General features: G+C 59.7%; 16 protein-coding genes. 7 read left to right on the top strand and 9 right to left on the bottom strand.

Annotated features, from left to right (window positions below; translation table 11 throughout):
- Positions 1-111 precede the first annotated feature (111 nt).
- Positions 112-693, top strand: coding sequence for a DUF4167 domain-containing protein (locus GOX45_RS07485; RefSeq protein WP_171099522.1), 582 nt, complete (start codon positions 112-114; stop codon positions 691-693).
- 56 nt (positions 694-749) lie between these two features.
- Here GOX45_RS07485 and rsmA read toward each other — a convergent pair whose 3' ends face one another.
- The 5 genes from rsmA to lptG form a co-directional block, all read right to left on the bottom strand.
- The gene (rsmA, locus tag GOX45_RS07480; protein WP_171099521.1) at positions 750-1,592 is read right to left on the bottom strand and encodes a 16S rRNA (adenine(1518)-N(6)/adenine(1519)-N(6))-dimethyltransferase RsmA; all 843 of its coding nucleotides are present in this window, start codon (positions 1,590-1,592) and stop codon (positions 750-752) included.
- A gap of 85 nt (positions 1,593-1,677) precedes the next feature.
- Complete coding sequence (pdxA, locus tag GOX45_RS07475) at positions 1,678-2,643, bottom strand: 4-hydroxythreonine-4-phosphate dehydrogenase PdxA (protein ID WP_171099520.1); 966 nt, start codon at positions 2,641-2,643, stop codon at positions 1,678-1,680.
- Positions 2,640-3,893 (bottom strand): peptidylprolyl isomerase, encoded by a 1,254-nt coding sequence (locus GOX45_RS07470; protein WP_171099519.1) that lies wholly within the window; start codon positions 3,891-3,893, stop codon positions 2,640-2,642. The genes pdxA and GOX45_RS07470 overlap by 4 nt, the downstream gene beginning before the upstream one ends.
- Positions 3,884-6,046 carry an LPS-assembly protein LptD gene (locus tag GOX45_RS07465; protein WP_171099517.1) on the bottom strand — a complete coding sequence of 721 codons (2,163 nt, stop codon included), beginning with the start codon at positions 6,044-6,046 and terminating at the stop codon, positions 3,884-3,886. Before GOX45_RS07465 ends, GOX45_RS07470 begins: the two co-directional genes overlap by 10 nt.
- Positions 6,046-7,149, bottom strand: a complete 1,104-nt coding sequence (gene lptG, locus GOX45_RS07460) for an LPS export ABC transporter permease LptG (RefSeq protein ID WP_171100133.1) — start codon at positions 7,147-7,149, stop codon at positions 6,046-6,048. Before lptG ends, GOX45_RS07465 begins: the two co-directional genes overlap by 1 nt.
- 232 nt (positions 7,150-7,381) lie before the next feature.
- Between lptG and GOX45_RS07455 the strand changes: the two genes are divergently transcribed.
- Genes GOX45_RS07455 through GOX45_RS07445 form a run of 3 tightly spaced genes read left to right on the top strand, consistent with a single transcriptional unit; the run spans position 7,382 to position 10,394 of the window.
- Positions 7,382-8,848 carry a leucyl aminopeptidase gene (locus tag GOX45_RS07455; protein WP_171099516.1) on the top strand — a complete coding sequence of 489 codons (1,467 nt, stop codon included), beginning with the start codon at positions 7,382-7,384 and terminating at the stop codon, positions 8,846-8,848.
- A gap of 6 nt (positions 8,849-8,854) precedes the next feature.
- Complete coding sequence (locus tag GOX45_RS07450; RefSeq protein ID WP_171099514.1) at positions 8,855-9,313, top strand: DNA polymerase III subunit chi; 459 nt, start codon at positions 8,855-8,857, stop codon at positions 9,311-9,313.
- 34 nt (positions 9,314-9,347) lie between these two features.
- Positions 9,348-10,394: an aldo/keto reductase gene (locus GOX45_RS07445; protein ID WP_171099512.1), complete on the top strand. Its 1,047-nt coding sequence runs from the start codon at positions 9,348-9,350 to the stop codon at positions 10,392-10,394.
- Between the two features lie 280 nt (positions 10,395-10,674).
- Here the strand turns inward: GOX45_RS07445 and GOX45_RS07440 are convergent, their stop codons facing one another.
- Together GOX45_RS07440 and GOX45_RS07435 are read right to left on the bottom strand one after the other, a co-directional pair.
- Positions 10,675-11,502, bottom strand: a complete 828-nt coding sequence (locus tag GOX45_RS07440) for a transporter (protein ID WP_171099510.1) — start codon at positions 11,500-11,502, stop codon at positions 10,675-10,677.
- Between the two features lie 406 nt (positions 11,503-11,908).
- Positions 11,909-12,895 (bottom strand): GlxA family transcriptional regulator, encoded by a 987-nt coding sequence (locus GOX45_RS07435; protein WP_171099508.1) that lies wholly within the window; start codon positions 12,893-12,895, stop codon positions 11,909-11,911.
- A gap of 132 nt (positions 12,896-13,027) precedes the next feature.
- Between GOX45_RS07435 and GOX45_RS07430 the strand changes: the two genes are divergently transcribed.
- From GOX45_RS07430 to GOX45_RS07420, 3 genes are all read left to right on the top strand, one after another.
- Positions 13,028-13,945: a 3-keto-5-aminohexanoate cleavage protein gene (locus GOX45_RS07430; RefSeq protein WP_171099506.1), complete on the top strand. Its 918-nt coding sequence runs from the start codon at positions 13,028-13,030 to the stop codon at positions 13,943-13,945.
- Between the two features lie 118 nt (positions 13,946-14,063).
- Positions 14,064-15,527 carry a carnitine 3-dehydrogenase gene (locus GOX45_RS07425; protein ID WP_171099504.1) on the top strand — a complete coding sequence of 488 codons (1,464 nt, stop codon included), beginning with the start codon at positions 14,064-14,066 and terminating at the stop codon, positions 15,525-15,527.
- Entirely contained in the window at positions 15,524-16,282 is a 759-nt protein-coding gene (locus tag GOX45_RS07420) for an SDR family oxidoreductase (RefSeq protein WP_171099502.1), read from the top strand. Before GOX45_RS07425 ends, GOX45_RS07420 begins: the two co-directional genes overlap by 4 nt.
- Here GOX45_RS07420 and GOX45_RS07415 read toward each other — a convergent pair whose 3' ends face one another.
- Together GOX45_RS07415 and GOX45_RS07410 are read right to left on the bottom strand one after the other, a co-directional pair.
- On the bottom strand, positions 16,283-16,465 hold the full coding sequence (locus GOX45_RS07415; RefSeq protein WP_171099500.1) for a hypothetical protein: 183 nt from the start codon (positions 16,463-16,465) through the stop codon (positions 16,283-16,285).
- A gap of 83 nt (positions 16,466-16,548) precedes the next feature.
- On the bottom strand, positions 16,549-17,412 hold the full coding sequence (locus GOX45_RS07410; protein ID WP_171099498.1) for a helix-turn-helix domain-containing protein: 864 nt from the start codon (positions 17,410-17,412) through the stop codon (positions 16,549-16,551).
- Positions 17,413-17,417 lie beyond the last annotated feature (5 nt).

Raw genomic sequence — 17,417 nt, 5'->3', positions numbered from 1 at the left:
GCTCACCCCTGACGCCAAGCCCAAAAGTCGATCATTCGTTACGGCACATGCCTTTGAGCAGCGTAAAGAACGGGTGGATCGACAGCGAATGACAAGGCTGATGTAAAGTAGATGAGATCTTCCAAATCCCGCTCGCGGGCCAAGAATAACCGCAATCGTCCCTCTGGTGGTAACGTTGTAAACCGGGTTTTCGACAGCTCGGGCCCCGAAGGCAAAGTGCGTGGCACGCCGCAGCAAATTATTGATAAATACAATCAGTTGGCGCGCGATGCTCAACTGTCGAATGACCGCGTGGCGGCTGAGAATTTCCAGCAACACGCCGAGCATTACCTGCGTCTGCTCAGCGAGGCACAACGCGAGATGGAAGCGCGCCGCGAAGAGCAGGAGCGCCAGAACCGCGAGCGTCAGGCCGAGCGTGACCGCGAGCGCGCAGAACGTCAGGAGCGCGAAGCTGCCGCCCGTCAGGCCGACCCTGCTGAGACACCGCAGCCCGAAGTGATGGATTTTGCCGCAGCCGAGGCCGCTCCGGAAAGCGGGTTGGTGGAAACACCCGAAAGCAAAGGTGCCGAAACAGCGGTGCCTCAGAAAAAGGAAAAGCCTGCCCGCAAACCGCGCGCGCGCAAGCCCAAAGCCGCGCCAGCGGAAGAGCCTGCACCAACCGATCCCGGTGATGCGCCAGAAGCAGCGGAATAAGGTATAGTCCTGAAAGCAAAGCCCCGAGGGTCAGGCCCGGGGCTTTTTTCTTGCCTTCAGTCTTTTTTGAGCTCTCGGGCTAACGCACAGAATGCCTCAAGCGGGATCTGTTCGGCACGGTCGGTCGGTTGGATACCTGCCGCGCGCAGACGGTCTTCGATATCCGGGGCGAGGCCCTTGAGCGAAGCGCGCAGCATCTTGCGGCGCTGATTAAAGGCAGCAGCGACCACTCGCGACAATGTAGCGGCGTCAGCCGGATAGCGTGGCGTGGGCAGGGCGGTCAGATGAACCACCGCGCTGGACACTTTTGGGGGTGGAGTAAAGGCTCCGGGCGGCAGTGACATTGCGATGCGTGCGTCAGCCCGCCATTGCGCCAGTATGGCGAGGCGGCCGTAGGCTTTGCTGCCGGGCTGCGCCACGATGCGGTCGGCCACTTCGCGTTGGAACATCAAGGTCAGGCTTTGCCAGAAGGGTGGCCAAGCGGGTGGTGTGAGCCAACGCACCAGCAATTCCGTGCCAACGTTGTATGGCAGGTTGGCGGCGACGCGAATGGGTGGCGTGAGATGCGCCATCGGGTCGATCTCCAATGCGTCCCCGTTGATCACCTCAAGTCGGCCCGGATAGGCGGCGGCAATCTCGTTCAGCGCGGCGATGCAGCGGGTGTCCTTTTCCACAGCCACCACTTTGCGCGCACCTTCGGACAAAAGCCCACGGGTCAACCCGCCCGGGCCGGGGCCGATTTCCAGCACGTCGCATTGGGTCAAATCCCCAGCTTGACGGGCGATCTTGGCGGTCAGGTTTAGATCCAGCAGAAAGTTCTGGCCCAGCGATTTGCGCGCGGAAAGCTGATGGGTCGCGATGACGTCACGCAGAGGGGGCAGGGTGTCGATTGCGCTCATGATCGGGTTCCCGTGACGCGTTCCCGTTGGTCTATGCCAGGAAACTTTAGGCCTCCAGCGGGGATATTTTCAGCCACACTAAGGTTCAATAGCTTAGTGCCATATGTTGCGCGCGCTTAAGCGCTTCGATCAGGCTTGTGGGATTGGCGATGCCCTGACCCGCGATATCCAGTGCGGTCCCATGATCTGGCGAGGTGCGGATGAAGGGCAGGCCCAGAGTGATGTTCACGCCCCGGTCGAAATCCAGCGTTTTGATCGGGATCAGGGCTTGGTCGTGATACATGGCAATCGCCGCGTCATAGCGGCTTCGCGCAGCGGCGTGGAACATGGTGTCTGCGGGATGAGGGCCGGTGACGGTGGCACTTTCAATGTGGACGTCAGCCAGCAAGGGTGCAATCCAGTCCAGCTCTTCCTGACCCATTTTGCCACCTTCGCCTGCATGGGGGTTTAGCCCGGCGACCGCAAGGCGCGGGTGCTTTATGCCAAACTGCCGCTGGAGGCCGCGTGCGGTGATCTCGAGCGTGTCGCGCAGCAGATCCGGGGTCAGCGCCTTGGGCACGTCGGACAAGGCGATATGAATTGTGGTGGGGACCACGCGCAGCGCATCGCAGGCCAACATCATGACCACTCGATCGCATCCGGCAAGTGCGGCGAGAAACTCGGTATGGCCGGGATAGGCAAAACCGGCACCATCGATCAGGGCCTTTTTGTGGATTGGCGCGGTACACAGGGCCGAGGCCGCACCGCTTTGGGTCAGGGCCACACCTTGTTCGATCGCCGCGATCACGGATGCCGCATTGCGCGGATCGGGTTGTCCGAGGGTGTTGGGCGCGGGGAAGTCGATCTGCCAGACGGGCAGCGCTTGGGCGCTGATGGCGTTTGCTTGGGCAAGATCGGTGATCTGTTCCGCTGGTGTGCCCGCTGGAAGATGCGACGCATCGCCCAGATAGACAAAGGGGCAGCGGTCACGCAGAGCATCCCAGGCTTTGGCGGCGATTTCGGGACCAATGCCCGCGGGCTCTCCGCAGCTAAGGGCGATTGGGGCGGTCATTCTTCGATGATCACGGCCTCGGCGCGCAGCTGGGACAGCAAGCTGTCAGCAAAGGCCGACAGGCGCTGTTGCGTCAGAGCATTGGCAACATCTGCTCTTGAAGTGTCCTCTCCCAAATCGCGGGTTCGGTTGCACAGCATGAGAAACATCAGCGTTTGACCGTTATTGCGCGTGAGCGCCGTTGAAACCTCATTCGGGTCGAGCTTGGCCAATTCAAGCGCAACATCGCTCGGGATCTCACCGGGCGCGGCGGTAACGCGTTCAAGAACCTCACTGGGTTGATCCTTGGCAACACCATATAGGTCGTCACAAGTGTCAATCTCTTCCCTGAGCTGGGCCGCAGCGGAAAGCGCCGCAGAGCTACGGCCGCCGGGGATATAGTAGACAGCGTAATCGATACTGGAATATCTGGGTGCGCCTGCCGCAACCTCGCGAAGACCGCGCATTTGAAACAGGGCTATGGCGTTGGGCAGGGACAGGGGCGTGGTAATCTCGCCGGGCCGCAGGCTGATGATCAAAGGCTGAAGCGTCGGAGGAAGGTTGCTGATCGGCAACCAGTCCAGACGACCGCCATTGGACCGGGTCTGAGAGGCGGAATACTGCGCGGCGGCAGACGAAAAAGCCTCTTGCCCTGACAGCGCGGAAATTTCCTGCGCCAAAGCATCAACTTGTGCCAGGTTCTGCTGGTTCACTGGGATAATGATCTCAGACAGAAGAACCTGCAGGCCACCGCTTCCACCTTGGCCCAGGGCGCGGTTGATCTCATCCTCGGTGGGACGGGATTGGGACAGGAAACGCGCGGCCACAAAATCGTTCCACGCAACCTGGTCTTCGATAAAATCCCGGACCGTTTCCTGGTCAACGCCCGCATCACTTAGCAATTGCAGGAATTGTTCGGGCTCCAACCCGCCGCGCGCGGCGAATTCGTCAATGCCACTTTGGACGGCTTCGGGGCTCGCCTGAATGCCGGCATTGCGCAATACCTGTTTGCGGATCCGATCATCGATCAACGCGCGTCTTACGTCAGCTTCAGTGCTTTCAGGTATGCCCAAGAGTTCAAGAAACAGCTGTCGCTGTTCCAGTTCGTACCAGGTGACGATATCCTGGTTCACTTTTATTGCCGGTGAGAACAGGCTTTGGGCAGCAGACGGCAGAGTCCCCAACGTCAGCGAAACAGATGCCAGCACGGGCAGAGCAAAGCGACGCAGAAACGCGCCAGGAAACTTGTTGGTACCTAAGATCAACTGCATGCCTTTTTGAACTTCCTGCCACCACCGTCAACGGAATACCCAGTCAGGGCTACGGTAAACCCGAATTCGGTCGAAGGCTCAATAGTCGAGTTTGAGGTGAAACGACGTCTGGCGCTCAAGTCTACTTGAACGCATTCGTTTCTATAGGTGACGCCCAGACCGACGCGGATCGGTTCGGATTCACTGAAATCGTATCGGGCAGATGCGGTCGTGGTCCAACTTTGGTTCACGTTGTAGCGGCCTGAGACCAAGATTTCTGATATTTCATCGCCACCGGTTTCGACAGGATCAGGTTCCAGCCAGACATAGCTGCCAGCCAGACCAGCGTCGCCGTTATTCCATGCTGTGCGGAACTCAGCTTTGCTGAAGCTGAAATCTCCGTCCAAGAGGCCACGCGCCGAGAACGTCAGGCCGTTGCCATTGTTCAACTGACCGGCAAGCAGCAGATCAGATGACGTCCCTTGCAGGCCTGATGTCAGAGTGAATTCGGGATTGGCCTGTGTCCGAAAGACCTGACCAATTGTGGCCAGCGCGTGCCAGCCGCCCGGCGCATATCGCGACCAGTTCAAGCCAATAGCGGCAGTAGCTGCATCTTCGCGCTGATCTTCGGCTGGAAAACGTGACAGCGACAAAAGGTTGCCCTGATCAAACTCCTGGAACGTGCTTTCTTCGTTTGGAACATTTGTATCCGACACATGCGCCCAGCCGATCTGCGCAATGGGTTCAAGCACTTGTGACGCGCCCGACTGTTCGCGGCGAACCATTGGATAGCGCAGCGTGAACGCGGCACGCGGGGTAGCGCGCGTGATCTGATCGGGGAACTGGCTGTCATTGCGGATGTCAAACGTGTCGACAGAGGCCCCCACCCGGGCTTCGGCCCGCAAACCGGTGGCATAGGTCCAAGACCGCAGCCATTCAGCATCCAGCGTGGCGCGTGCGACGTCGCGACCGGTGACGTCCAGATCACTTGTGCGCTCATGAGCATGGGTCAGGAACGCAAGCTCGACCTCGCCCCCCAGCATGCGCGGGAAAAAGCGTTTGCGATAGTTCAGGTCGAAGACCAACGAAGGAATCTCACTTTGGCTTTCCGAATCCCGGAGGGTTTCGAAATAGATCACACCGGTTTTGAAAGCTGTGTCTCGCTTGATCCGCTCAAGAGCAACTTCACTGCGCAGACGGTCGAAATCCGGAAGTCCGTAATCGGCAAGATAAGCGTTGTCTGACGTGGTCTGGATGTCGAAGGACAGTCTGAAATCATTGTTCAGGTTGAAACGTCCCCGTCCAAACAGATAGCCGCGATTTTCGTCAGGCAGCAGATCATCGCGGGTGAGGGCGCCGTTGAACTCGATACGACCCCGTTTGAACCTTTGCCTATAGCGGAACCCCAGCGTTCGGGTGCTGGATGAGATGTATGGCGACAGAGTCAGATCCTTGTGATCCCCGAGCTTGATGAAATAGGGGACCTGAACACCCGTGCCCAACTGCGAGGTTGTGCGGATTGACGGCACCAGAAACCCGGTGGCGCGGTCCAGGGTCGGATCGGGCAGGCGCAGGACGGGGAAGTAGAAGACAGGTACATCCAGAATGCGAAACTGAGCACCCTCGAAATACAGCTGGCGTTCAAGCTGATCATGGGTGACCTTGCGCGCACGGATCTGCCATAGCGGTGGTTTGCCGTCATCGCAAACCCGGCAGGATGTGGCAGCCACTTTGCTGAACTGCGTATAACGCCCTGCGGCCCGGGTGGCTTGCACCGACGCAATCTGGACCTGTTGGTCAAACACCATCCGGGCACCGGTCAACAAACCGTTGCGCAAACCATTGTCCAATTCGGCGCTGTCGGCCAGCAGGGTCGACCGACCGGCTTGGTCAATGCGAATAGGGCCTTCCAGTTGAAGCTCACCCGTACTGCGGTCATAGACCACGCGCTCGGCTGTCAGCTTTACATCGCCTTGAAACGCCTCGACGTTCCCCTCTGCAACAAGCTTTCGGTCCGGCGTGATAAAGATCTGGTCAGCCACAAGCAGCGCAGGAGCGTCTTGTTGTTCGGTTGCAGACTCTTCTCCAGCGTCTTGAACAGGCTGCGCAACAGACACCATCGAAGTGCTCAGCACCAACGCGGTCGACAAAAGCCATGGCAGCAAACGCGGCATCAACCGTCCTCCGCGTGAAGCAACAGACCCATCGACAGAAGTATGGCCGCAAACGGAGGAGCCCAGGCGGCGACAAAAATTGGGAGTTGCCCGTTCTCGCCCAGGATCTGCGCAAAGTTGCGAATGAAATAAATGGCAAATCCCAAGAGAACTGCGGTTAGTACGGCGATTCCGGTTCCCCCAAAGCGCACATGGCGCATCGTGAACGCAGCACCGATCAGGACCATGGAAACAAGGAATAAAGGCCGCGCCAGCTGAGTTTGCAGCCAGACCTCGTATTGCTTGGTCGAAAACCCGGCCTCGCGCAGATCTTCGATCAGCTGAGGCAGGTCGTAGATGGATACAGACTTTTTCTGGCCCAACCTGTCGAGTATTCGCTCACGTGTCAGGGTCGTCGGAATGTCGAGCGTTTTATACGAGGTAGCCGTAGCTTCCGGGTTTACCTCGCCGTCAACCAATGACCAGGTTTTCGCGCGTTTGAGCACCCATTGCCCCGGCTCCAACTGCGCACGATCCGCGACAATTTGTTCTACCGGTGTGCCATCGCCCGAGAAGGTGGTGATGGTCACATTGCGCAGTACCAGCATTTCTTCGTTTGTCACGGCCCGCGCATGGATCACGGATTGGCCGTTTGCAGACCCCTGGCGCAGCCACAAGCCCTCGCGACTGATAGACAAGGTCGAACGCGAATCGCTGCGATAGCTTTCGGACAGGCGTTGAAACTCTTCCGAAGTCGCAGCCGCGATCGGGTTCAGCAGGACCACCGCCAATCCACCGATAACCAGAGCCAGAAAAACGGGTGCAAGCAAAGCCCGAATCCCGGATCTGCCGATTGCGCGCGTAACCACAAGTTCCGAACTGCGTGCAAGGCCAACAAACAAGGCTATTGTCGACAGGATCATCAGCAACGGCAGCATCTCACTGATGGCTGCGGGGGTATTCAACAACGTAAGCTGGATCAACTGACCAAACGTCAGATCCGCATCGTCGAAACGACGGACTTGTTCGATCAGGTCGATCAGTATGATCAGAGTCAGGAATATTGCGCCGATGATCAGGAAGCTTTGCAAAAAGCGGCGTGCGAAGTAGCGGTCGAGGATCACGAATAGGCCCTCGTGATCCATGTCGCCAGGCGACACTCAGGCGGCTGCGACGGCAAATGCGTCACGCATAAGGCCTTATGCCTGCCCCAAACTTGCACTGAGAATTTCCCCCGAACCTGCCGATTTGTTTTCCGGCGACCTTACTGCAAATGCTGATCGGGGAAAACTGCTATCTGGTCAACTGTGATCGCGCGAGCTAGGTCTTAGGCAATTCAATTCTCAGGAGCACCTCATGAGCCTTTTGCCCGCCGTGACTTTTCAACCCGTTGATCTGGACCTGATCGCCAAAGCCGAAGGGCATGTGGCGGTCATCGTGACCGAAGACGGGAAAATGGGGCCAGCGGCGCGCCGGGCCAATCGCCTGACCCGAGGGGCCGTGGCCCGTTTGCTGGAAAACGAGGCGTTTGAGAAAGTGAAAACCGGGCAAGTGGTCACAATGGCATGGCCCAGCGGGCTGGCAGCCGAAGCATTGCAACTGCTGGTTCTGTCGCGGCGTCCAGAGCCCATCGAAGCCCGCAAGATCGGGGCCAAGCTGGCCAAGCTTGCAGGTGGGAAACCGGTTCTGGTGTCAGCGGACAGTCAGAACCGGGTCGAAGAACTGGCTCTTGGCATTGTTTTGCGTAGCTATGATTTCGACGCGCACAGGACCAAGCAAGCTGATCCTGTAGGGGCCGTTACCATCTGCCACAACAAATCGGATGAGGCCGAGGCCGCCTTTGCACCGCTTTATGCCGTCGCCGATGGCGTGCGGATGACACGTGATCTGACCAATGAGCCTGCCAACGTTCTGACCACCACCGAATTCGCTGACCGCCTGGCCGAGATGAAAGCGCTTGGACTTGAGGTTGAGGTTCTGGAAGAAGATCAACTGGCTGAACTGGGCATGCGCACCTTGTTGAGCGTGGGGCAGGGCTCGGTCAGCCCGTCCAAGGTCGTGGTGATGCAGTGGAACGGTGGCGCAAAGGGTGACGCCCCATTGGCTTTGGTCGGCAAAGGCGTGGTGTTCGACACTGGCGGGATCTCGCTGAAACCGGCGGGCGGCATGGAAGACATGACCATGGACATGGGCGGTGCCGGTGTTGTGGCCGGAGCCATGCGCGCGCTGGCCAAGCGCAAGGCCAAGGCAAATGTGGTGGGGCTGGTGGGCCTGGTTGAGAACATGCCCTCGGGCAATGCGACCCGTCCGGGTGACGTGGTGACCTCGATGAAAGGAGACACGGTCGAGATCATCAATACCGATGCCGAGGGACGCTTGGTTCTGTGTGACGTGATGTGGTACGCGCAGGAACGTTTCAGCCCGGTCGGCATGATCGATCTTGCCACTCTGACGGGCGCGATCATCATCGGCCTGGGCCATGAGAACGCGGGCGTCTTCTCGAACAACGACACGTTTTGCGAGGCCTTCCTCAAGGCCGCAAAAGCCGAAGACGAAGGCGCGTGGCGGATGCCCTTGGGTGCGAAATATGACGAACAGCTGAAGTCGCGTATCGCGGATATGAAAAACGTGGGCGGTCGCCCCGCAGGCTCGATCACCGCGGCGCAGTTCCTGCAACGCTTTGTAAAAGAGGATACGCCCTGGATCCATCTGGACATCGCCGGTGTTGCCTCGGTCGCGGCTGAGACATCCTACGCCCCCAAAGGTGCGACCGGTTGGGGCGTGCGTGCGCTCAGCCGGTTTGTGCAGGACAATTTCGAGTAAGACAACATGGGTGCCGTCTATTTCTATCACCTGACCCAGCAGCCGCTGGAGCGCACTTTGCCGGTGTTGCTGGACAAGGCGCGGCAAGCCGGGTGGCGGATCGCGGTGCGCGGCACCGATCCCGCGCGAATGGACTGGCTGGACGAAAAGCTGTGGCTGGGGGCAGAGGACGGTTTTCTGCCCCATGGTCGCGCCGGTGGGCCGCATGATGCAGAGCAGCCGATCTTGCTGACCACCGACGCTGAAACCACCAACGGCGCGGTCTGCGTGATGGCAGTGGATGGCGCACCGGTCGAGGCGGATGAGGTCTCGGCGCTGGAGCGCGTCTGCATCCTGTTTGACGGTACAGACGAGCGCGCGGTGCAGCACGCACGCGGACAGTGGAAGGCGCTGACCGACGCGGGATGCACGGCGCAATATTGGTCAGAGGAATCAGGGCGCTGGGAAAAGAAGGCCGAGGCCTGAACGCGGCCCGCGTAGATATGCAGGAGAATTTCAGATGCAAATGAAACCCTTGGGGCGCACCGGAATTTCGGTGTCGGATATGTGCCTTGGCACCATGACCTTTGGCACGCAGACATCCCAGGCTGAAGCCCATCGTCAGATGGATATGGCGCTGGATGCTGGCATCAATTTCGTTGACGCGGCCGAGATGTATCCGGTGAACCCTGTGTCAAAAGAGACGGTGGGGCTGACCGAAGAGATCCTGGGAAACTGGAACGCGGCCAATGCGGCACGGCGCGGTGATTATGTGCTGGCCACCAAACATTCGGGCGAAGGCTTCATGCATGTCCGCGATGGTGCGCCGATCTCGGACGAAACGATTGCTGAGGCGGTCGAAGGCTCTTTGCGCCGTCTGAAGACCGATTGCATCGATCTCTATCAATTCCACTGGCCCAATCGCGGCAGTTACATGTTCCGGCAGAACTGGGGCTATGATCCATCAGGCGGGGATCGCGCAGCGGTGATTGCGGATATGCAAGCCTGTCTTGAAGCGCTGCAAGCGCAGGTGGACAAGGGCAATATCCGTGCCTTCGGCCTGTCAAACGAAAGCGCCTGGGGCACAGCGCAATGGCTGCGCCTGTCAGAGGAGACGGGCACACCGCGCGTGGCCTCGATCCAGAACGAATATTCGCTGATGTGCCGCCTGTTCGATACGGATCTGGCCGAGCTGTGCGTTTATGAAGATGTAGGCCTTCTGGCCTTCTCACCTCTGGCGGCTGGGTTCCTGTCGGGCAAGTACCAAGGCGGCTCCGTACCCGACGGCTCGCGCATGTCACTGGTGCCCGGCATGGGCGGGCGCAACTCGGACCGTGTGCTGGAGGCGGTTGCCGCCTATCTCGACGTGGCCAACCGGCACGGTCTGGATCCTGTGCACATGGCCCTGGCCTGGTGCCGCACCCGCCCGTTCATGGGCTCGGTCATCTTTGGCGCCACCACAGAGGCACAGCTTGCGCATATCCTGAACGGTCTGGACCTTGAGCTGTCACAAGAGGTGATGGACGACATCGACGCCGCCCATAAGGCCTTTCCAATGCCGTTCTGAGGCGGGGTGTTGAGCTAAGGGAAACAGGCCCCAACCGCGTCAATACCGCGCCTTTGGGCCATTTCCGGCCATTGGGTCGTGGTGCGGTGAAATCAATCGATGAGCCCAATGTGAAATTTGCTGCGGATTGAATGAACGGCAGAAATCTGCGGCGAAGCGGCCCTTTGACTATTCACTTCTTCGTGCCGAGTGCGTGTAGAGTAAATATCTTATTCGATTTACCTGGGCTGATAGACGGGGTCGCGACGCTGATCGTCAGGATTCCGATTTTTGGAAGCGATTATTTTGGAAACAAAAATGTCAGTTGCAGCCGCACGCCCCAGCCTTCCGGCCCGCCATCCGAACTTTCGGCCCAGTAGCGGAGCCCGCCCCCAACACTCACCAACTGCCCGCCGATTTGCGTAACCTTGGACGCAATCACATTCACCGGGACGGACCATTGCTCGCTCTCCCAGTCATAGGTGGACTCGCTATTGATCGTGAACGACCACGCTGTAGGCGTCGTGTAGGAAAGAAAGGGCTGAACGAAAGTCTGACTGATATCTATGTCGCCGCCAATGTCCCATACATGGTTGGCCAGTCCGCCATAGGTCCACGGGCCTTGCTGGCGCAGGGCGACGCCTGTCGCACCCGCCCCCCACTCACCTGCACCCAGAGTGTCATCCGTCGATGTCGGCAGTAGCAAGACCGGTCCGGCGCCCCAAATCCATCCTCCGGATGTCGGCTGCTTCGGCGAAAAGAAAAAGCTCTGAACCGTGTCCCCTAAACCCGTTTCACTGCTCGACCCAGGAAGTATGCCCTCCGTAGAAATAACCGGCAAGATCGTGCGCGAAATCAAGTTCCAGTTGCCGCCGAGACTGATCGGGACGACAGGCTGGATGTTGAGTGTCCATCTTGAGCCGCTGTCGTCCACGCCGATGTTTTCGTCGTAGTTCAATTGAAATGGCACACTGATAAGGTCGGCGACCGGGTTCGACAGTTGTTTGGCCAATTCTTCCGCACCAGCGGCTTGAGCGTGCGCAATTTGGGAAGAGATGAGAAAGGCCGCCAATGAGGCAGCGCTCAGCCGTTTTAGATTTGGTGACTTAATGGTGATTCTCTTTTGCATAAAAGCTATCTTAAGACACAGAACCGGCACTGTCTTTTGACTATACCTTCGGCGTTAGGTTCCTTATCTTCTGGCGTGCCGGTTTGGGTTTCCTTGAACCGCATGAAGCTCACTACAAACTTCGGTCTTGCTTTCTGAATATCACGATCTTGAAAGTCCGGGAATCTCGTGGGAGTAGACCTTCGTGCTCGACAGCCATACGGCAGAAAAGTCCGCATTTTAGATATCCATAACCGCGTAGCGAAGGTAAGCAAATTGGCGCGGTTGGTTGCCCGTTCTGTACCGCTACCCAGGTTTTGGGGATGCTTCGACACGCAAGCTCAAGGCGAAAGGGGCGCTGCCTCCACTTGGTCCGTTGGGCCAATTCGCCCCCGGGATATTCAGGGCCGGATGAGGCCTGACCCGATCAGTGCGGGGTTGGGGTGGCGCGTTCTTGTCTAAGGTCTCGGGCTGAGAGGCCGTGGGCGGTGCGGAAGGCGCGGGCGAAGCTGGATTGTGAGGCAAAGCCGGTGGCCAGCGCCACCTCCATCAGCGGGGTGTCGGTATCGGTGACCAGACGGCGGGCTTCGGCCAGGCGCAGGTGCAGGTAATGATCTTGCGGTGTGGTGTTCAGGCGCAGGCGGAACTGTTGTTGCAGGGTGCGCGGGCTGGTGCGCAGGGTCTCGGCGATTTCGGCCAGAGGCAGGGGCTCGTCGAGCGAGGCTTCCATCAACGCGTTGGCTTTGGCGGTCAGGGCTGTGTGGCGATGCGGGGCTCCGGTGCGGCTTTGCGGTTTGGTGGGCGCGGGCGCGCCATCATAGAGGAACAGGCCCGAGACGCGGGCAGCGAACCCTGCGCCGTGGCGAGCGGCGATGATGTGAAGCATCATCTCAACCGCCGGGATCGCACCGCCCGAGGTCAGGCGCTGGTCGGACACGGTGAAACGGTCGGGGCGCACGTCAACCTCAGGGAAGCGGGCGGCGAAATTGTCGAGGTCTTCCCAATGGGTTGTGGCAGCGTGGCCGTTTAGCAGGCCCGCCTCGGCCAGCAGCCAGGGGCCGCCGTCGATACCGGCCAATGTGGCGCCTGTGCCTGCGATGCGGCGCAGGCCCGCCAGCAGGCTGGGCGTGGCGTGGCGGGCCAGTTGAAACCCGGCCACCACCACCATCAAATCGCAGTTTTGCAGCCGTGCCAGCGGGATGCCCGGCACCGTCAGCGCGCTGGTCAGCGTCGCCGGAGCGCCCGTGGCGGTCACGTAGTCCCAGTCAAACGCCGGGCGATCCGCCAGCCTATTGGCCGCGCGCATCGGATCGACGGCCGAGGCAAAGCTGAGCGTGTTGCAGTCATCCAGCACCAAAACCGCCGTTTTAAGGGCGCGATGTTCGGGCTGGAGGATGTTTTTTGCGGATTTCATCAAGTCTGATTCGCATTCTGGCAAGTGTTTCCCCAAAGTTGCGCCAGACTCGCGTGTAAGTGCAAATCGATTGCCGGGGAAAAGCCTGGGGAAAACCCAAGGCAAAACCGGGTATAAGCTGGGGAAAACGCCATGCCACTGGAAATGAGCCGTGAGGTCTTTATCACCTGCGCCGTCACCGGCTCGGGCGGAACACAGGATCGCAGCCCACACGTGCCACGCTCACCGGCGCAGATTGCCCAAAGCGCCATTGCCGCGGCAAAGGCGGGTGCGGCGGTGGTGCATTGCCATGTGCGCGACCCTGAAAGTGGCGCGCCGAGCCGCCGGTTGGATCTGTACCGCGAGGTGACGGACCGGATTCGCGAGGCCGAGGTTGATGTCGTGCTGAACCTAACCGCCGGGATGGGCGGAGATATGGTGTTTGGCCCGACCGAAGCTCCGCTGCCGTTGCGTGAGGATGGCACCGACATGATCGGGGCAGCGGCGCGGGTAGAGCATGTGGCCGAGTGTCTGCCCGAGATCTGCACCCTGGATTGCGGCACGATGAACTTTGCCGAAGCCGATTACGTGATGACCAACACGCCCGGCATGTTGCAGGCGATGGGGCGGATGATGACACATCTGGGCGTGAAGCCCGAGATCGAGGCCTTTGACACCGGTCATCTGTGGTACGCCAAGCAATTGGTGAAGGACGGCGTGCTGGACAGCCCGGCTTTGGTGCAGCTCTGCATGGGAGTGCCATGGGGTGCGCCGGATGATCTGAACACCTTTATGGCGATGGTGAACAACGTGCCCGATGACTGGACATTCAGTGCGTTTTCGCTGGGTCGAAGCCAGATGGCCTATGTGGCCGCAGCAGTGCTGGCGGGGGGTAATGTGCGCGTCGGGCTGGAGGATAATCTGTGGTTGGACAAGGGCGTGCTGGCCGAGAACTGGCAATTGGTCGAACGCGCCGGGACCATCATCGAGAATATGGGCGCGCGGGTGATCGGGCCGCAGGAGGTGCGTGAGAAGTTGGGGCTGGTGAAACGCGCGCCGGTGGCGAAGTAAGCGAAACATAAGGGCCGCGACCGACCCTGGGTGGGTGCGAATGCGCCCTCCCGGGGGGAGGGTCGGGCGCGGCCCGGTCCGCTTTGCGTACCGAGCATGGAAAGTTTGAGGATATCACATGAAAACAGCAGCGATCATCGGCGGTGGTGTGATTGGCGGCGGGTGGGCTGCTCGGTTTTTGCTCAATGGTTGGGATGTGCGGGTGTTTGACCCGGACCCCGAGGCAGAGCGTAAGATTGGTGAGGTTCTGGATAATGCCCGGCGGTCTCTGCTCGGGTTGAGCGATGTGCCGTTGCCGCCCGAGGGCGCGCTGAGTTTCCACAAGGATATGGCCGAAGCAGTGCAAGGTGCCACCTGGATTCAGGAAAGCGTGCCGGAGCGGCTGGACCTGAAGCTGAAGGTTTACACAGCGTTGCAGGAGGCGTGTGATCCAGCCGCGATCATCGGGTCTTCGACCAGTGGGTTCAAACCGTCCGAGTTGCAGGATGGGTCGCTACGCCCCGCGCAGATTGTGGTGACGCACCCGTTCAACCCGGTCTACCTGTTGCCGCTGATCGAACTGGTGCCAACCGATCAAAACCCGCCCGAGATCATTGCGCGCGCGCAGGAGCTGCTGAAATCACTTGGCTTCTTCCCGCTGCATGTGAAGAAAGAGATCGACGCGCATATCGCCGACCGCTTTCTTGAGGCCGTCTGGCGAGAGGCTTTGTGGTTGGTCAAGGACGGCATCGCCACCACAGAAGAGATTGACGAAGCGATCCGTATGGGGTTCGGCATCCGCTGGGCTCAGATGGGACTGTTCGAGACCTATCGCGTGGCCGGGGGCGAGGCCGGGATGCGGCATTTCATGGCGCAATTCGGCCCGGCGCTAAAGTGGCCGTGGACCAAGCTGATGGATGTGCCCGAGTTTACCGATGAGCTGGTTGACTTGATCGCCGATCAGTCGGACGCACAATCGGGGATGCACTCGATCCGCGAACTTGAACGCATCCGCGACAACAATCTGGTCGGGATGATGCGCGCGCTCAAGGCGCAGAACTGGGGTGCGGGCGCGGTGCTGAACCAGCATGATGCGACGCTGAAACCGGGCGCTTTGCCGACGCTGGATCAGGCGGATCTGAGCCAGCCGATCCTGACGCTGTCGCGGGCGGTTCCTTTGGATTGGGCGGATTACAACGGCCATATGAACGAGGCGAAATATCTTGAGGCCTTCTCTGCGGCGAGCGACCGGTTCATGGAGGTGATTGGCTGCGATAGCGACTATATCCGGTCGGGCGGCAGCTATTTCACCGCCGAAAACCATCTCCGTTATGTGCAAGAGGCACATGCCGGGGACCGGATCGACATAAGAACGCAGATGCTGCTGGGGCAGGGCAAAAAACTGCACGTTTTTCACAGCATGTACCACGGGGAAACCCTATTGGCGACGGCCGAGAGTTTCATGCTGCATGTCAGTCTTGAAACCCGTCGCCCAAGCCCGCCTTCGCCCGAGATTGAGTTGGCGTTGACGAGGATCGCCAAGGCTCAGGCCGGTCTGCCTTACCCTGAAGAGGCAGGGGCGGCCATTCGGAAACCTGCATGACCGGGCGTGTTTTGGTTACGGCTGGGGCTTCGGGTGTTGGCCGGGCCATGGCAGAGGCCTTTGATCGCGCGGGCTATGACGTCTGGGTCAGCGATATCGATCCTGCGGCACTTGCGGCGGTTCCCGGTCACTGGCACGCGCACCATGCCGATGTCAGTGACGAAACCCAGATGAGGGCCCTGTTCGATGCGATCAGAGCAGCGGACGGGCTGGACGTGCTGTGCGCCAATGCCGGGATCGCAGGGCCAACTGACGCGATTGAAGATATCGATCTGAACGCGTGGCGCACCTGTGTGTCGGTCAATCTGGACGGCGCATTTCTGGCGGCGAAACACGCGACGCCACTGATGAAAGTCGCCGGGTCTGGCAGCTTCATATTGACCTCATCAACCGCAGGGCAGCACGGCTATCCCTTCCGCGCGCCCTATGCCGCTGCGAAATGGGCGGTGATTGGATTGATGAAGACATTGGCGATGGAGCTTGGACCGCATGGCATCCGCGTCAACGCGATCTGCCCCGGTGCTGTCGAAGGCCCACGGATGGAGGGCGTGCTGACCCGTGAAGCAGCGGCAAAAGGGATGACCCGGGATCAGGTCTATCGCGGCTATGCCTCTGGCACTGCGATGGGGCGCTTTGTCGAAGCGCATGACATCGCAAATATGGCGGTTTTTCTGGCCTCGGATGCAGCACGGCTGGTTTCGGGCCAGGTGATTGCAGTTGACGGGTTCACGGTGAATCCGGACCCAAAGCTTTAGTTATCCTTGATTTGGTCCGCGGATCTGCCGAATTGCGCGCCGTACAGCTTGCCAGTTCTGCGCCTGATCAGTGTCTCCAGCGTCGTGACTTTCGCGTTCTTTTTGGGCAGCTTCTGCTTCGGCCTTGTCACCATGTGCTGCAAAAAGGGCCCGGGCGTATTCTGCGGTTCTGAGAGCGTCCATTGCCATCCTCCGTCCAAGGTGAAGTGACTTGTCAGTGGTTCGCGCAGATCAAGTATAGCGCAAAAAGGCGCCAACCGCACGTTTCAGGCGACGATTTGAGAACGCAGCTCTTGCAGATGCGCAGGAAATTCTCGGGCGGTCAGGCTTGCCTCACGCACCAAGTGGTCGAAATGTCGGGTAAACAGCTCGATCCTGTCCCGGTCGCGAAAAGCCATATAGTGGCTGCCAGCATAAAAGACGCAAAGTTGCGGACCAAACAGCGTGAACGGCGCGGAATAAAGCCGCTTGGCGTCAAACAGGTAGATCCGCAGGCGCGGATAGAGTTGGTCGCACAGGGCAAGCAGGTGGTCGATTTGCTCCAGCCGGGCTTGGAGCGGTAGCGTTTCGTAATACCCCGTTCCGAGGGCACAGCTGCGGATCTCGAATAATGGCATTGCGATTTCGTAGTCGGATTGCGCCTCTCTCATCCACTTCAACCGATCCTCGGATGCTCCGATTGCCTGATCGGCTGTGCGACCCAGGTGCGGCGCGTATTCCCATTCCAACACCGCGCGCGTCTTGAGCATGTCGGGCAGGGTCGCCGGGACATAGCGAATTTTGTAGCCGGCAGCCATCTTGTGCCATTCGAAAATACGTTCATCCACCAATGCGCGGGGGGCCTCGGTCATGGTCAGGGAGCTGGCCAGCAGCTCAGCCGCGCTTTCGGGCCGGTCTGAAAGGCTCAGCAGCCAATCCGCCGACACACCCAAGGCCGAGGCGCAACTACCGACCACATGAGCATTGGGCAAGCGCGCGCCCGCGTCGGTCAAAAGCTGCGATACGGTCGAGCGGTCCACGCCGATAGTGCGCGCCAACGCGCTTTGGCTGATCTGACGCTCCTCCATCGCCTGGGCCAAGCGCAGACGAAATTGGGCAGCGCGGTCTCGTTTGTCCAGTTTATCCAACATGTGAT

This window comes from Ruegeria sp. HKCCD7255, assembly GCF_013031565.1.
Taxonomy (GTDB): Bacteria; Pseudomonadota; Alphaproteobacteria; order Rhodobacterales; family Rhodobacteraceae; genus Ruegeria.
This window is presented reverse-complemented; position numbering and strand designations above follow the sequence as displayed.

Coding starts and splice junctions, on each gene's coding strand:
- GOX45_RS07455 (WP_171099516.1), top strand. CDS start 7,382: ATGAGCCTTTTGCCCGCCGTGACTTTTCAACCCGTTGATCTGGACCTG.
- GOX45_RS07465 (WP_171099517.1), bottom strand. CDS start 6,046: ATGCCGCGTTTGCTGCCATGGCTTTTGTCGACCGCGTTGGTGCTGAGC.
- GOX45_RS07420 (WP_171099502.1), top strand. CDS start 15,524: ATGACCGGGCGTGTTTTGGTTACGGCTGGGGCTTCGGGTGTTGGCCGG.
- GOX45_RS07410 (WP_171099498.1), bottom strand. CDS start 17,412: ATGTTGGATAAACTGGACAAACGAGACCGCGCTGCCCAATTTCGTCTG.
- GOX45_RS07430 (WP_171099506.1), top strand. CDS start 13,028: ATGCCACTGGAAATGAGCCGTGAGGTCTTTATCACCTGCGCCGTCACC.
- GOX45_RS07415 (WP_171099500.1), bottom strand. CDS start 16,465: ATGGACGCTCTCAGAACCGCAGAATACGCCCGGGCCCTTTTTGCAGCA.
- GOX45_RS07485 (WP_171099522.1), top strand. CDS start 112: ATGAGATCTTCCAAATCCCGCTCGCGGGCCAAGAATAACCGCAATCGT.
- GOX45_RS07435 (WP_171099508.1), bottom strand. CDS start 12,895: ATGAAATCCGCAAAAAACATCCTCCAGCCCGAACATCGCGCCCTTAAA.
- pdxA (WP_171099520.1), bottom strand. CDS start 2,643: ATGACCGCCCCAATCGCCCTTAGCTGCGGAGAGCCCGCGGGCATTGGT.
- rsmA (WP_171099521.1), bottom strand. CDS start 1,592: ATGAGCGCAATCGACACCCTGCCCCCTCTGCGTGACGTCATCGCGACC.
- GOX45_RS07440 (WP_171099510.1), bottom strand. CDS start 11,502: ATGCAAAAGAGAATCACCATTAAGTCACCAAATCTAAAACGGCTGAGC.
- GOX45_RS07425 (WP_171099504.1), top strand. CDS start 14,064: ATGAAAACAGCAGCGATCATCGGCGGTGGTGTGATTGGCGGCGGGTGG.
- GOX45_RS07445 (WP_171099512.1), top strand. CDS start 9,348: ATGCAAATGAAACCCTTGGGGCGCACCGGAATTTCGGTGTCGGATATG.
- GOX45_RS07470 (WP_171099519.1), bottom strand. CDS start 3,893: ATGCAGTTGATCTTAGGTACCAACAAGTTTCCTGGCGCGTTTCTGCGT.
- GOX45_RS07450 (WP_171099514.1), top strand. CDS start 8,855: ATGGGTGCCGTCTATTTCTATCACCTGACCCAGCAGCCGCTGGAGCGC.